The following is a 14,291-nucleotide window of genomic DNA, read 5'->3' as shown; positions in this document are numbered from 1 at the left end:
GAAACGTATGCTCAACGGGCAGTTGCAACTGACCGATATGAATTTGGGCGCGTCCATGACGCGTCTTCGCCGCCCGCTCTTCGCAGTGGGGGTTCTCAGCCTCGCCATCCTGGCCGGCTGCGCATCCAAAGGTACTCGTGCCCCGGTGGTCGACATGACCGGCGGGCAACCCGCGCCGACGGCCACGTCCGGCAGCTATGTGGTCAAGCCGGGCGACACGCTCTACAAGATCGCCCGCGCCAACAACGTCGACATCGAAAACATCAAGCGCTGGAACAACATCAGCGACCCCAACCAGATCTCGGTGGGGCAGGTGCTGCGCATGTCCGGCGGCGCCACCGGCGGCGGCGCGCAGACCGCGCCGATTGCCAGCAACCGGCCGCAACCGCGTCCGCTTGACCAACCCGAAACTCCCGCGGCCACCACGCCCGCACCTGATGCCACGCCCACGCCGGCGCCGGCGCCCGTCGACACCAAGCCGGCCACGCGTGCGGCGGATGCGGGCGTCATCAACTGGGCCTGGCCGGCCAACGGCCAGATCGTGCAGGCGTTCAATGCCAGCAGCAAGGGCATCGACATCGCCGGCGCGCTGGGCGACCCGATCACCGCCGCAGCGGATGGCCTGGTCAAGTACAGCGGCAATGGCGTGCGCGGCCTGGGCAACCTCATCATCGTCGAGCACCAGAACGGCTTCATCACGGCCTACGCGCACAACCGTGCGCTGCTCGTGAAGACCGGCCAGACGGTCAAGCGCGGGGCCAAGATCGCTGAACTCGGCCAGAGCGACACGACGTCGCCGCGTCTGCACTTTGAAATCCGCCGCCAGGGTACGCCGGTGGATCCGATGCAATACCTGCCGCCCAAATGACGCCCACCCTGGTATTCGACCTCGAGACCATCCCTGACGCCGACGGGCTGCGCAAGCTCAACGGCTGGGGCGCCGACGTGCCCGACCACGAAGTGGTCGAGCGCGCGCTGACCGCGCGGCGTGAGGCCGTGGGCCACGACTTCCTGCCGCTGCATCTGCACAAGGTCGCGGTGGTAGGGTGCGTGTTCCGTGACGACCAGGGCTTTCGCGTCAAGACGCTGGGCCAGCCGGACGATCCCGAAGCGGCCTTGCTTGCGGGCTTCTTCAAGACCATCGAACGCTACACGCCCAAGCTCGTCAGCTGGAACGGCTCGGGCTTTGACCTGCCCGTCCTGCATTACCGCAGCCTGATCCAGGGTGTGCCCGCGCCGCGCTACTGGGACATGGGCGAAGAAGACCGCGATTTCAAGTTCAACAACTACATTTCGCGCTATCACAACCGTCACATCGATCTGATGGACGTGCTGGCCAAGTACAACGGCCGCGCCAACGCGCCGCTCGACGAACTGGCCAAGCTATGCGGCTTTCCCGGCAAGCTCGGCATGGATGGCAGCAAGGTCTGGGAGGCCTGGAGCACGGGCCGCGCCGACGAAGTGCGTGCGTACTGTGAAACCGACGTGGTCAATACGTGGCTGGTGTATTGCCGCTTCCGCTTCCTGCGCGGTGAACTCGACCGCACCGCCTACGAGACCGAAATCGCGCTGGTGCGCGACACGCTCTCGGCCAGCGATGCGCCGCACTGGAAGGAATACATGGCGGCCTGGGACGCGGGCTGATCCGCGCGGGCGGCCAGCCAGCCTGATTCCTTGCCAATGCGCACGGGTCAGGGGATACCGACGGGGCCTGTGTGGCACCGTTCTCGCGTCTGGCGGGCAAGCAATCGACTGAAACAAGACGGCCGTAAACGAAACCTGGATGAAACCAGGCGGATCGCACAATGGCCTCGCTTTCTTCACTTTCAGGAGACATCCATGTCCCGATTCGCTATCCGCTCCAATCTGGCCGTCCTTGCTATCGTCGCCGCGTCGAGCGGTTTCGCGGCTGGCTCCGCAATGGCTGCGCCGCCTCCTCCCGCCGAGGGCGGTCCGGCCGCCATGCACGAAGGCCATCGCGGCGGTGGTTTCCACAAGGGCATGCGCGACGGCCTGCTGATCCCCGGTCTGGGCCCCGTCTCCAAGGCCCAGGTCGCCGAGCTGAAGCTCGACGCCAAACAGGAGGCCCTGTTCAAGACCGCCCAGGAAGGGCAGCGCAGCCTGCACGAAGTGATGCGCGCCGACCGCGGTACGCGCCATGACCTGCTCAAGTCGCAGCTGGACAGCGGCAAGCTGGATCCCCGCGCGCTCATCGAGCAGTCGGAAAAGCGCCGCGACGCATTCGGCCCGCAAGCCAAGCAGGTGCGCGACCAATGGCTGGCCGTCTGGGATAGCCTGAACGACACGCAGCGCGGCCAGGTGACCAAGATCGTCAAGGAGCGCGAAGCCCGCATGGCCGAGCGCCACGCCAAGATGGAAGCCCGCGCGGACGGCAAGGGCCGCCCCGGCATGCGCGGCGCCGACGGTCGTCCCGGCATGCCGCCGCCTCCGCCGGCTGCCGGCGACGTCCCGCCGCCCCCGCCGCCTGCCGCGCCCCAGGCCAACTGAGCCGGCAAATCCTGGGCCATCACACTGGCCGCAAAGCGGAGCAACGCTCCGCTTGAACAGCACCCCGACACGCTTCCCGCGTGCCGGGGTGTTTGTTTTCCAGGCGGGGCCAGGCCGGATTTCCCCGTTTTGACGCATGGGCCTTGGCCGCGCCCCATAAGAGGGCACCAGCATGGTGCATTGCCATAGCCCGAAGGACACTGCGTCAGGCCGCACGCTGGAGCTGAGACCTGGCACGGACATTGCTTGAAGGGATTTGAGCCGGCTTTACCTGCACAAGCCGGCCAGCCGGATGCGCCGCGCGCCGTCCGCTCTTTCGACTATCCGATCAGGACCTTCGCACCATGAATAAGACGTTGCTAGCCTTGCCCCTCGCGCTTGCCGCTTGTTTTGCAGGTGTGGCGCAAGCCGAACCCACCGACCTGGGTGGCGGCTTTTCGCTCAGCGGTAACGCCACCATAGTCAGCGATTACCGCTTCCGCGGCTATTCGCAGACCGACTTCCGTCCCGCCGTTCAGTTGGGCTTTGACCTGAACCACAGTTCGGGCTTCTACCTGGGCAACTGGAACTCCAACGTCTCCAGCTTCGTGTTCACCGACGGCAACCTGGAAATGGATTTCTACGGCGGCTGGAAGGGTGACGTGGGCGGCGGCTTTACGCTGGATGCGGGCGTGCTGCATTACTACTATCCCGGCTCCAGTTCCCCCAAGGGCGGGAACTACAACAACACGGACCTCTACCTGGGCGCGTCCTACGGCAACTACAGCCTCAAGTATTCGTACACGCCCAGCGACTTTTTCAGCACGCCGGACAGCAAGGGCACCTGGTACCTGGACGGCACGGCCACATTCGACCTGGGCGACGGCTGGGGACTGCTGGGCCATCTGGGCTACCAGAAGCTCAAGAACCAGACCAACATGGACGGCGACTCGATCGGCCATTACGTCGACTACAAGGTGGGCGTGACCAAGGACCTGAAGGGCTGGATCCTCGGTCTGGCGGCCGTCGGCGCCACCAAGGACAACTGGCTGCCCACCAAGTACGGTCACCCGTCGGGCCGTATCGGCGCTGTCTTCTCGGTCGCGCGCTCGTTCTGATATCCGTGGCGGCGCCTGAACGGCGCCGGCCTTTGGGGCTGTTCCGGCACGCCGCCTTGCTCGGCGGCGGGCCGGAACAGCCCCTTTTTTACCCGCGCGGGGCGCAGCACCACGCGGCGTGGTGCGGGCCGCTCCGGCCCCATCAAACCCGATTTCCGGTAAATCGCGAAGTCCTTCTACAATCACGGGTTGCGTGCAATTCTGGACTGCGTGAGATGTCTGACGTTTTGAGTATCGAATCCCTGGACCTGGAAGCCAGGGGGATCGCCCGCCGCGACGGGAAAGTCATTTTCGTGGAAGGCGCCTTGCCGGGCGAACGGGTCACCGCGGTCACGTTGCGCCGCAAGCCTTCCTATGAAACCGCCCGTGTCGACGAGGTGCTGCGTCCCTCATCGCAACGCGTGGAACCCCGCTGCCCGCATTTCGGCGTCTGTGGCGGCTGTGCCATGCAGCATCTGGAGCCCACCACGCAGGTGGCGATCAAGCAGCGCGCGCTCGAAGACACGTTCTGGCATGTCGGCAAGCTGCGCCCCGCGCTGATTCTGCCGCCGCTGCAGGGGCCAACCTGGGGCTACCGTTATCGCGCGCGCCTGTCGGTGCGCGTGGTGCCCAAGAAGGGCGGGGTGCTTGTGGGCTTTCACGAACGCAAGAGCAGCTTCGTAGCCGACATGCGCGAATGCCATGTGTTGCCGCGCCACGTCAGCGATCTGTTGATCCCGCTGCGCGAAATGATCGCGTCCATGTCCGCCCCTGACCGCATGCCTCAGATCGAGGTGGCGCTCGGCGAAGGCGTGACGGCGCTGGTGCTGCGCCATCTGCTGCCGCTGACCGACGGCGACATCGCCATCCTGCGCGCCTTCGCGGCCAAGCACAACGTGCAATGGTGGCTGCAGTCCAAGGGGCCGGAAACGGTGCACGCGCTGGAGCGCGAGCACAACGATGCGCTGTCCTACACCATGCCGGAGTTCGGCCTGCGCATGCCGTACCGGCCCACCGACTTCACGCAGGTCAACCACGCCATCAACCGCGCAATGGTGTCCCGCGCGCTCAAACTGCTGGACGTGCAGCCCACCGACCGCGTGGCCGATCTGTTCTGTGGCTTGGGCAACTTCACGTTGCCGCTGGCCACGCAGGGCCGCGAGGCCGTGGGCGTGGAAGGCAGCAAGGCGCTGACCGACCGCGCCTTCGATGCGGCGTCGCGCCACGGCCTGGGCGACCGCACCAGCTTTGCCACGCTGAACCTCTTTGAAGTCGACGCGACCTGGCTGCGCAGCCTGGGCTACTTCGACCGCATGCTGATCGATCCGCCGCGCGAAGGCGCCCACGCCGTGTCGCAGGCGCTGTCCGATCTCACGTACGAAGAGCGGCCGCGCCGCATCGTCTATGTGTCCTGTAATCCCGGCACGTTGGCGCGCGACGCATCCATCCTGGTCCACGAAGGCGGCTACGTGCTCAAGAGCGCCGGCGTGATCAACATGTTCCCGCACACGGGCCATGTGGAATCCATCGCCGTATTCGAAACGCTGGATGCCGAGGGTGTGCGGGAGGCGAAGGAACGCGCTCGTCAGCGCGCGATCCAGGCAGCGGCCGATGCGGCGGCCGCCGAGGAAGCCAAGCTGGCCGCGGCGGCTGAAAAGGCGGCAGCCAAGCAGGCTGCCACCGAAGCTTACGAGGCCCGTGTCGCCGCCGAGGCGCAGGCGGACCAGTAAAAAGCAGCGGCGGGCGAACCCGCGGCGGGCGTACCCCGCGGCGGGCGTCTCCCGAGCCGGGCGTTATCCCGCGGCCGGAAAACTTCCGCCGCGTGTCGTCAGTGCGAGCAACCCAGGTTCTCCAGAATGGGGCAGTCGGGCCGCTCGTCGCCATGGCAATGCTGCGCCAGATGCTTGAGCGTGGCGGCCATCTCGCGCAGCGCCTCCGCCTTGCGCTCCAGCTCCTCAACGTGCTCAAGCGCAATGCGCTTGACGTCTGCGCTGGCCCGGCTGCGGTCCTGCCAGAGCGCCAGCAGCTCGTTCATCTGCTCGACCGAAAACCCCAGATCGCGCGCGCGGCGCACGAAGCGCAGCGTGTGCACGTCATGATCGCTGTACACGCGGTAGCCGGAATCGGTGCGCACGGCGGGGCTGATCAGGCCGATGCTTTCGTAATAGCGGATCATCTTGGCCGAGATGCCGGATTGCTTGGCGGCTTGTCCGATGTTCATGCTTGCCTCCCGTGCGGGCGGAATGCCTTCAGGCGCAGCGCATTGCCCAGCACGAAGACGCTGGACAGCGCCATCGCGCCCGCCGCAAAGATCGGCGACAGCGACAGACCGAAGGCCGGATACAGCGCGCCAGCGGCCAGGGGAATCAGCGCCGCGTTGTAGGCGAACGCCCAGAACAGGTTTTGGCGGATGTTGGCCAGCGTAACGCGGCTGAGCGCGATGGCGTTGGGCACGCCGTGGAGGTCGTCGGCCATCAGCACGACGGACGCTGCCTCGATCGCCACGTCCGTGCCGGTGCCGATTGCGATGCCGGTGTCGGCTGCGGCCAATGCGGGCGCATCGTTGATGCCGTCGCCCACGAATGCCACCTTGCGGCCGCCTTCGCGCAGCGTCGCGATAGCCTCGACCTTGCCGTCCGGCAGCACCTCGGCGCGCACTTCATCGATGCCCAACTGGCGCGCGACCGCCTGCGCGGTGTGGCGGTTGTCGCCCGTGATCATGGCGGTCTTCAGGCCTTGCGCGTGCAGCGCGGCGATGGCGGAGACGGCCGAGGGCTTGACCGGGTCCGTCACGGCGATCATGGCGCCCGCCTGGCCGTCGATGGCGACGTAGATCGGCGTCTTGCCTTCGTTGCCCCAGTCGGCGGCGCGTGCGCCGAATGCGCTGACGTCGACGCCACGTTCGGCCATCAGACGCGCTGCGCCCGCCAGCACCTTGCGGCCCGCCACCGTGGCCTCGACGCCGGCGCCGGTAATGGCGGCAAAGTTTTCGGCGGGAAGCAGTTCAATCTTGCGTTCGGCTGCCGCGGCCACGATGGCCAGCGCGATGGGATGCTCGGAGCGCGCCTGCACGGACGCCACCCACTGCAGGACCTGCTGCGCATCCTGGCCCGGCGAGGGCTCCAGTTCGGTGAGTGTGGGCTTGCCCAACGTCAGGGTGCCCGTCTTGTCGAAGGCCACGACGTTGACGTCGCGCAGCGTCTGCAACGCATCGCCCTGCCGGAACAGCACGCCCATTTCGGCGGCGCGCCCGGTGCCCACCATGATGGACGTGGGCGTGGCCAGCCCCATGGCGCACGGGCAGGCGATGATCAGCACGGCCACCGCGTTGACCAGCGCATGGGATAGAGCCGGTTCGGGGCCCATGAAGAACCACGCCAGGAAGGTGAGCAGGGCGGCCGCCATGACCGCCGGCACGAACCATGCGGTCACCTGGTCCACCATCGCCTGGATCGGCAGCCGCGCGCCCTGGGCCGCTTCGACCATGCGGATGATCCGGGCCAGCATGGTGTCCGCGCCCGTGTGCGTGACGCGCAGCGTGAAGCTGCCGGACGTGTTCAGCGTTCCGCCAGTGGCCTGCATGCCAGGCTGCTTTTCCACCGGCACGGGCTCGCCCGTCAGCATGGACTCGTCGACATACGAGCTGCCTTCGATGATGTCGCCGTCCAGCGGAATCTTCTCGCCCGGCCGCACCATCACGATGTCACCCGTGCGCACGCGTTCGATCTCGATGTCCTGCGCCTGGCCGTCGCGCAGCACGCGCGCGGTGCGCGGCTGCAGGCCGATCAGCCGCTTGATGGCCGCGCCCGTCTTGCCCTTGGCCCGGGCTTCCAGCATGCGGCCCAGCAGGATCAGCGTGACGATGACGGCGGCGGCTTCAAAATAGACGTTACGCGCCGCATCCGGCAGCAAGCCCGGCGCAAAGGTGGCGACGACCGAATAGCCCCAGGCCGCGCCCGCGCCCAGCGCCACCAGCGAATTCATTTCGGGCGCGCGGCGCCACAGCGCCACAAGCCCCTTGGTGAAGAACTGCCGGCCCGGCCAGACCAGCACGGCGGTGGTCAGTACAAACTGCAGCAGCCAGCTGTTTTGCCGGCCAATCGTTTCCATCACCCAATGGTGCATGGCGGGAATCAGGTGCGATCCCATTTCCAGCGCAAACACCGGCAGCGTCAGGACCAGCGCGGCGATGAATGCACGTTGCAGGCGGTGCGCCTCGGCGTCGCGGGCCTCGGACTGCCGCTCGGCATGGTCATCCTGGGCGGCGATCGGGCGCGCCTCATAGCCCATCTTGCCGACGGCCGCGACGAGCGCCTGCGGCTCGGCAGCAGTGGGGTCAAATGAGACCCGCGCGCGCTCGGTTGCAAGGTTCACTTGCGCCTGCGCAACGCCGGGAACATTCGCCAGCGCTTTTTCCACGCGCTTGACGCATGATGCGCAGGTCATGCCTTCGATGGCGAGTTCCAATTCGGAAAATGAGGACGAGCGTGCTGCGTGCATGACTATCTCGATCTGGATGGGAGCGCCCAGTTTCATCCTTCCCATCGTGGGAAGGTCAAGCGCCATTCTACGCTTGACCTTGACATGATGGGAACGTTTAACCTGCCCGACATGGTGGCTCAAGCGCCGCCGTCAACTTTTGGAGAAAACCATGAGCATCGCTTTCCAAGTGCCCGACATGACCTGCGGCCATTGCGTCAAGACCATCACCGGCGCCGTCAACGAGGCTGTCCCGGGCGCCGTGGTCGCCGTGGATCTGCCCACGCATCGCGTCACCATCAGCGGCACCGACCAGGCCGACAAGGTAGAAGCCGCCATCCGCGACGCGGGTTACGAGCCGGCCCGCGTCTGAGGACGCGAACGCGGCTTTGTGATAGCTTCGGTCTTTCGCAAAATATTTAGTAATCGCCAAAAGCTATCGATCAATTAAGTTAATTAAATTGGATTAATTGATAGTAGGGATTTATGATTCTTTTCATGGCGGGCCAGAAACCCGCCACTTAAGTTATCAAACCAAGGAGAGAATCGAATGCTGCAAAACCGCGAAGGCCAACGTGTTCCGAATGTGACGTTCCCCGTTCGTGAGGACAACACGTGGAAGAAGGTCACGACCGACGACCTGTTCAAGAACAAGACGGTCGTGGTCTTCTCGCTTCCCGGCGCTTTCACGCCGACCTGCTCGTCCACCCACCTGCCGCGCTACAACGAACTGGCTCCCGCGTTCTTCGCCGCCGGCGTCGATAGCATCGTCTGCGTGTCGGTCAACGACACCTTCGTCATGAACGAATGGGCCAAGGACCAGGAATCGGCCAACATCACGCTGCTGCCCGACGGCAACGGCGCCTTCACCGAAGGCATGGGCATGCTCGTCGACAAGAGCGACCTGGGCTTCGGCAAGCGCAGCTGGCGCTATTCCATGCTGGTCAAGGACGGTGTCGTTGAAAAGATGTTCATCGAGCCGGAAAAGGAAGGCGATCCGTTTGAAGTGTCGGACGCCGACACCATGCTGGCTCACTTCGCGCCGTCCGCCAAAAAGCCTGACCAGGTCGTGGTGTTCTCCAAGCCCGGCTGCCCGTTCTGCGTCGAAGCCAAGGCGCTGCTGGACAGCAAGGGCTACGCCCCGATCGAGATCCCGCTGGAAAACAAGGTCCGTGGCCGCGTGATCGGCGCAGTGTCCGGCAAGGGCACGGCCCCGCAGGTGTTCATCAACGGCGCCCTGATCGGCGGCCTGGAAGACCTGAAGGCGCACTTCGCCTGATAGACCGGCGAGACGGCCGGGCAGGGGCATGGCCCCCGCCCGGTCGCCCGGACGCGCGGCGGTTGATTCCGCACTGGCCGCCGCGCGCTCCGGCGCAAGGGCCGGCAACGTAGCCGCCGCGCTACTCCCGCAAGTTTCCCTTCTTTTGCGCCCTTGTGCGGGCGCCGTGCGTCCGCAATCAGGGCGCTGGACGGCGTTTGCCTCGAGGGCACGCAAGAAGGCGGAATTTGCCTTCACATTCTGATCATTACGCGACTACGGGGGACTCCCAATCATGAAGACGCTGCATACCGACATTGCTGTCATCGGCGCCGGCACCGCAGGCCTGGCTGCTTACCGAGCCGCCAAGGCGGCGGGCAAGCGCGCGCTGCTTATCGAAGGCGGCCCTTACGGCACGACCTGCGCCCGGGTCGGCTGCATGCCGTCCAAGCTGCTGATCGCGGCCGCCGAGGCGGCGCACGCGGCGGCGCACACCGATGCGTTCGGCGTGCATGTCGGCGGAGAAATCACGGTCGACGGCGCCGAGGTCATGGACCGCGTCAAGCGCGAGCGCGACCGCTTTGTGGGCTTCGTTGTCGACGGCGTGGAAAACATTCCGGCCGAAGACAAGGTGCGCGGCTACGCGAAATTCGTGTCCGACACCGTGCTGCGTGTGGATGACCACACCGAAATCCAGGCCTCGCGTGTCGTGATCGCCACCGGCTCGCGGCCGTCCGTGCCGCCGCCTTTCCGCGCGCTCGGCGATCGCCTCGTTGTGAACGATGACGTGTTTGCGTGGGACGACCTGCCTAATCGCGTGGCGGTTTTCGGGCCTGGCGTGATCGGGCTGGAGCTTGGCCAGGCGCTGGCCCGGCTGGGCGTGGAAGTGCGCGTGTTCGGCATGAGCGGCAGCCTGGGCGGCATCAGCGATCCGCAGGTGCGGCAAACCGCCCGCAAGATCTTTCAGCGCGAGTTCTATCTGGACACCGATGCCCGCGTCCTGGAAACCAGCCGCGTCGGCGACGAGGTGGAAGTGCGTTACGTGGCGCTGGACAACAGCGAGCGCACCGAGCGCTTCGACTACGCGTTGGTCGCCACGGGCCGCCGTCCCAACGTCGATGGTCTTGGTCTGGAAAACACGTCGCTGGCGCTGAACGCGCAAGGCGTGCCGCAGTTTGACCGGCTGACGATGCAGGCGGGCAGCTCGCCGATCTTCATTGCCGGCGACGCCAACGCCGACGCGCCGCTCCTGCACGAGGCCGCCGACGAAGGCCGCATTGCGGGCGAGAACGCGGCGCGCTTCCCGGAAGTGCGCGAGGGGTTGCGCCGTGCGCCGCTGGGTGTGGTCTTCTCGGATCCGCAGATCGCGCTGGTCGGCGCGGGACACGCCAAGCTGGTGCCGGGCACGTTCGTTACCGGTGCAGTTGATTTCAGCGACCAGGGCCGTTCGCGCGTCATGCTGAAGAACCGCGGCATGCTGCATGTTTATGCCGACATCGAAACGGGCCGCTTCCTGGGGGCCGAGATGATCGGACCCAGCGCGGAGCACATCGGTCACTTGCTGGCGTGGGCCGTGCAGCAGGAGCTCACGGTGGCGCGCATGCTGGAAATGCCGTTCTACCACCCCGTGATCGAGGAAGGCCTGCGCACCGCGCTGCGCGATGCCGCGTCGAAGCTGGCGCTGGCGCAGGAAGCGATGCGCCAGGCCGACGTCGAAACGGTCTGAGCGCCGCTGATGTAATGGGGTTGCGGACGCAAAAAAAGGGTCGCTGACCTGAAAGGGTCGCGACGGCAAAAAGGGCCGCGCCATGAAGGCGCGGCCCTTAGTCGTCGGTGCGGCCGCATTGCCCCGGTGCGGGGCCGGGCGTCAGTCGTCCGATTGCTTCTTCGGCACCGGGAACGGGTTCTCGCGGTATTGCAGCGTGAAGCCTGCGCGTTCGTCCTGCGCCAGTTCGCGCGCCAGATACGGCATGGCCTGTTTCAGCGCGTCGTGCAACGTCCAGGGCGGGTTGATGAGGAACATCCCGCTGCCGTGCAGGCCGTAACCATCGATGGTCGCCTTTTTGACGGTCAGGGTGGCGTGCAGCCAGCTCTTGACCTTCAGGTTCTCGAAATGGCGCGCCATCTCGCTGGCCTCGCGGCGTTGCACCAGCGGATACCAGATGGCATACGTGCCGGTGGCAAAGCGCTTGATGCACTCCTTCACGGTGAGGAGCGTGCGCCGATAGTCGTGCTTGTCCTCATACGACGGGTCGATCAGCACCATGCCGCGTCGCGTGGGCGGCGGCAGCAGCGCCTTGATGCCCTCGAAACCGTCGTCGCCGTAGATCGTGGTCTGGCGCTGCGCGGCGCGGCCCTGGTGCTCCAGGTTGCCGACCAGCGTGTCGATTTCGGTGGGATGCATTTCGAACAGGCGCAGGCGGTCGGAGGGGCGCAGCGCGTCCAGCGTCAGCCACGGCGAGCCCGGATAGCGGCGCAGCCGGCCGTTGGTGTTGTAGTCGCGGATGCGCGCAACGTAATCGGCCAGCAGCGGCGGCAGGTCCTGCGCTTCCCACAGGCGGCCGATGCCGTCCGCGAACTCGGACGTCTTGGCTGCCCAGTCGCTGTCCAGGCTGTACAGGCCGGCGCCCGCATGGGTGTCGATGACCCAGTACGGGGCGTCTTTCTTGTTGAAGTAGTCCAGGGTATGGACCAGGATGGCGTGCTTGAGCACGTCGGCATGGTTGCCGGCGTGAAAGGCGTGGCGGTAGCTGAACACGGGGCTTTCTGCCTCAGGCGGCGGGCCGGATGGTGGCCAGCTCGTCGGTGAAAATGCCGTCGATGCCCCAGTCGAGCAGCAGGCGCGCGCGCTCGGGGTCGTTGACGGTCCAGGCCGCGATGCGGTAGCCGGCGGCGTGCACGGCGTCGATCAGTTCGCGGGTGGCGTCCTTCTGGTTGATGTTCAGCGCCACGCATTCATATTTGGCGAGGCGTTCGCGCCAGTCGGCGGGCACCTTTTCCACGAGCAGGGCGCGCGGCAATTCGGGCGCGGCCTGGCGGGCGGCTTCCAGGGCTTCTTCGGCAAACGAGGACAACAGCGGCGCGGTGCCGGCGCCTTGCCACAGTTCGCGGGCCGCCAGGGCGACGGCGCGGCCTGTTTCGGCTTCGCGGCCGGGGCAGGGCTTGATCTCGACGTTGCTGGCGATGCCGTTGGCCAGCGTGTAGCGGGCGACGGCGGCAAAGGTGGGGAGCGGTTCGCCGGCGTAGGCCGACGAATGCCAACTACCGAAATCAAGCTGCGCCAGTTCGGCGTAGGTCTTGGCGGCGGCAGGGCCTTTGCCGTTCGAGGTGCGGTCGACGTCGTCGTCGTGCATCAGCACCAGCACGTTGTCGCTGCTGAGCTTCACGTCGTATTCAAACATGGTGAAGCCGTGTTCGGCGCCGACGCGCATGGCGGCCAGCGTGTTCTCCGGCGCCAGACGGCCGCCACCGCGGTGCGCGATGTGGCGGGAGTAAGGCCAGGAGGGGAGGTTTGCGGTCATTTGGTGCTGCTTTGAGGTTCTTTTGGGACAGGTTGCAAGGATACCTTGTTCTGCGACACGTCCATGATCATGCGCGTGGCCAGATAGAGGCGCGGCACGATGCTGTTGACCAGGATGTACTCGGCGTCATTCGAATGCGCGCCGAATCCGCTCAGTCCCATGCCCTCGATGACGGGTCCGCGGGCCTTCAGCGCCGCAAAGGCCGCGTCCGTGCCGCCACCGCTGGCCCGGTCCACCACCTTCAGCGGCAGGTCGAGCTCCTGGTAGATCTTCACGCCGTGCTGGGCCAGGGCGCGCGATGCCGCAGTCGCCTCCAGCGGCGGGCGGCGGACCTCGAACTTCACGCTGACCTTGGACTCGGGCAGCAGTTTCTTCTGGATGCGTTCCTCCAGCGTGCGCGCCAGGGCGTCGAAGTCGGATACGCGCAGCGCCCGCGCGTCGCCCTGGGCGGTGGCCAGTCCCGGAATGACGTTGCGGTTGGTGCCTGCCTGGGCGACGGTCCAGTTCAGCTTCAGCCCCTCGTCGGGCTTGGAAAGATCGTCCAGCTGCAGGAGCTGGTGCGACAACTCGTAGAGCGCATTGACGCCGCCCTCCGGCCGGGCGCCTGCGTGCGAGGTCTTGCCCTGCACGGTCAGGTACGCCGCCCCGATGCCGCTGGTGGCCAGCGTCAGGCGCGGTTCCATGCCGCCGCCCTCGAACGAAAAGACCGCATCCTGATCGGCGCCCAGGCGGGTGATGGTGCTGCGCGCGCCGGGCGAGCTGATCTCTTCGTCCCCGTTGATCAGCACTGTCAGCGTGCCGTAGTCGGCAAACTGCAGTGTTTTCAGGAGCGCGATGGTGTGCAGGATGGCCGCCACGCCGTGCTTGTCGTCGGCAATGCCCAGGCCATAGGCCTTGTCGCCGTCGATCCTGAACGGCTGGTCCTTCAACATGCCGTTGCGGTACACCGTGTCCATGTGGGCGATCAGCATGATCTTCTTGCTGCCGCCGCCCTTGAATTCCGCGTGGACCATCGGCCCGACCTTCTCGGGGGTGTCGTCCAGCCGGAATACGTCGGTAGGCGCAATGATCTCGACGGCGCCGCCCAGTTCCTTGAGCCGGTCGCGGATCAGTTCGGCGATGCGTTCAACGCCTTCGACATCCTTGCTGCCCGACTCGATATTCACCAGATCCCGCATGGTATCGAGCATGGCCTGCTGCTGGCCCTTGGCCGCCTCCAGCACATTGGCCACCGGGGCCGCCTGCGCGGCGTGGGCGCAGCTCAGAAACATCAAAGCGACACAGGACTTCAGCAACGGGAGGCGGGAAGGCATGAACGGCATCGTGGGTGACCTTTTTGCGCGCGGGAAGGGGAACCGGCCTTGTGCCGGCCTGGCAGGGCGGCCCCCGATCTGCGGGCTAACCCCAGGTCCACGATACGAGCGCGGGGCGGGGGCGGTAATGGGGGAT

Annotated in this window: 13 protein-coding genes; 8 read left to right on the top strand and 5 right to left on the bottom strand. The window is 66.2% G+C overall.

Annotation, left to right across the window (positions count from 1 at the left end; translation table 11 throughout):
• Positions 1–7: 7 nt before the first annotated feature.
• From HV681_RS03435 to rlmD, 5 genes are all read left to right on the top strand, one after another.
• Positions 8–868 carry a peptidoglycan DD-metalloendopeptidase family protein gene (locus tag HV681_RS03435; protein ID WP_175121710.1) on the top strand — a complete coding sequence of 287 codons (861 nt, stop codon included), beginning with the start codon at positions 8–10 and terminating at the stop codon, positions 866–868.
• On the top strand, positions 865–1,644 hold the full coding sequence (locus tag HV681_RS03430) for a 3'-5' exonuclease (protein WP_175121709.1): 780 nt from the start codon (positions 865–867) through the stop codon (positions 1,642–1,644). Before HV681_RS03435 ends, HV681_RS03430 begins: the two co-directional genes overlap by 4 nt.
• 195 nt (positions 1,645–1,839) lie before the next feature.
• The gene (locus HV681_RS03425) at positions 1,840–2,508 is read left to right on the top strand and encodes a hypothetical protein (protein ID WP_175121708.1); all 669 of its coding nucleotides are present in this window, start codon (positions 1,840–1,842) and stop codon (positions 2,506–2,508) included.
• Between the two features lie 344 nt (positions 2,509–2,852).
• A complete protein-coding gene (locus HV681_RS03420; RefSeq protein ID WP_175121707.1) occupies positions 2,853–3,605 on the top strand; it encodes a TorF family putative porin in 753 nt (250 codons plus the stop codon).
• A gap of 215 nt (positions 3,606–3,820) precedes the next feature.
• Positions 3,821–5,314: a 23S rRNA (uracil(1939)-C(5))-methyltransferase RlmD gene (gene rlmD, locus HV681_RS03415; protein WP_175121706.1), complete on the top strand. Its 1,494-nt coding sequence runs from the start codon at positions 3,821–3,823 to the stop codon at positions 5,312–5,314.
• Between the two features lie 98 nt (positions 5,315–5,412).
• Here rlmD and cueR read toward each other — a convergent pair whose 3' ends face one another.
• On the bottom strand, positions 5,413–5,805 hold the full coding sequence (gene cueR / locus HV681_RS03410) for a Cu(I)-responsive transcriptional regulator (RefSeq protein ID WP_175121705.1): 393 nt from the start codon (positions 5,803–5,805) through the stop codon (positions 5,413–5,415).
• Positions 5,802–8,084 (bottom strand): heavy metal translocating P-type ATPase, encoded by a 2,283-nt coding sequence (locus tag HV681_RS03405; protein WP_175121704.1) that lies wholly within the window; start codon positions 8,082–8,084, stop codon positions 5,802–5,804. The genes cueR and HV681_RS03405 overlap by 4 nt, the downstream gene beginning before the upstream one ends.
• Before the next feature lie 151 nt (positions 8,085–8,235).
• Here HV681_RS03405 and HV681_RS03400 point away from each other — a divergent pair, with 151 nt between their 5' ends.
• From HV681_RS03400 to HV681_RS03390, 3 genes are all read left to right on the top strand, one after another.
• Complete coding sequence (locus tag HV681_RS03400) at positions 8,236–8,436, top strand: heavy-metal-associated domain-containing protein (protein WP_175121703.1); 201 nt, start codon at positions 8,236–8,238, stop codon at positions 8,434–8,436.
• Between the two features lie 177 nt (positions 8,437–8,613).
• Positions 8,614–9,342: a glutathione peroxidase gene (locus tag HV681_RS03395; protein WP_108005634.1), complete on the top strand. Its 729-nt coding sequence runs from the start codon at positions 8,614–8,616 to the stop codon at positions 9,340–9,342.
• A 274-nt stretch (positions 9,343–9,616) separates the two neighbouring features.
• A complete protein-coding gene (locus HV681_RS03390; RefSeq protein ID WP_175121702.1) occupies positions 9,617–11,047 on the top strand; it encodes a dihydrolipoyl dehydrogenase in 1,431 nt (476 codons plus the stop codon).
• Positions 11,048–11,188: 141 nt separating this feature from the next.
• On the opposite strand, the gene HV681_RS03385 is transcribed toward HV681_RS03390, so the two are convergent.
• Genes HV681_RS03385 through HV681_RS03375 form a run of 3 tightly spaced genes read right to left on the bottom strand, consistent with a single transcriptional unit; the run spans position 11,189 to position 14,164 of the window.
• A complete protein-coding gene (locus HV681_RS03385; protein ID WP_175121701.1) occupies positions 11,189–12,079 on the bottom strand; it encodes a 23S rRNA (adenine(2030)-N(6))-methyltransferase RlmJ in 891 nt (296 codons plus the stop codon).
• A gap of 13 nt (positions 12,080–12,092) precedes the next feature.
• Positions 12,093–12,842 (bottom strand): glycerophosphodiester phosphodiesterase, encoded by a 750-nt coding sequence (gene ugpQ, locus HV681_RS03380; RefSeq protein ID WP_175121700.1) that lies wholly within the window; start codon positions 12,840–12,842, stop codon positions 12,093–12,095.
• Positions 12,839–14,164, bottom strand: coding sequence for a M20/M25/M40 family metallo-hydrolase (locus tag HV681_RS03375; RefSeq protein WP_175121699.1), 1,326 nt, complete (start codon positions 14,162–14,164; stop codon positions 12,839–12,841). The genes ugpQ and HV681_RS03375 overlap by 4 nt, the downstream gene beginning before the upstream one ends.
• Between the last annotated feature and the right edge of the window lie 127 nt (positions 14,165–14,291).

The sequence above is a fragment of the Achromobacter animicus genome (assembly GCF_902859585.1).
Classification (GTDB): domain Bacteria; phylum Pseudomonadota; class Gammaproteobacteria; order Burkholderiales; family Burkholderiaceae_B; genus Achromobacter; species Achromobacter animicus.
The sequence above is the reverse complement of the archived record's forward strand: the minus strand, read 5'-3'. Positions and strand labels throughout refer to the sequence as shown.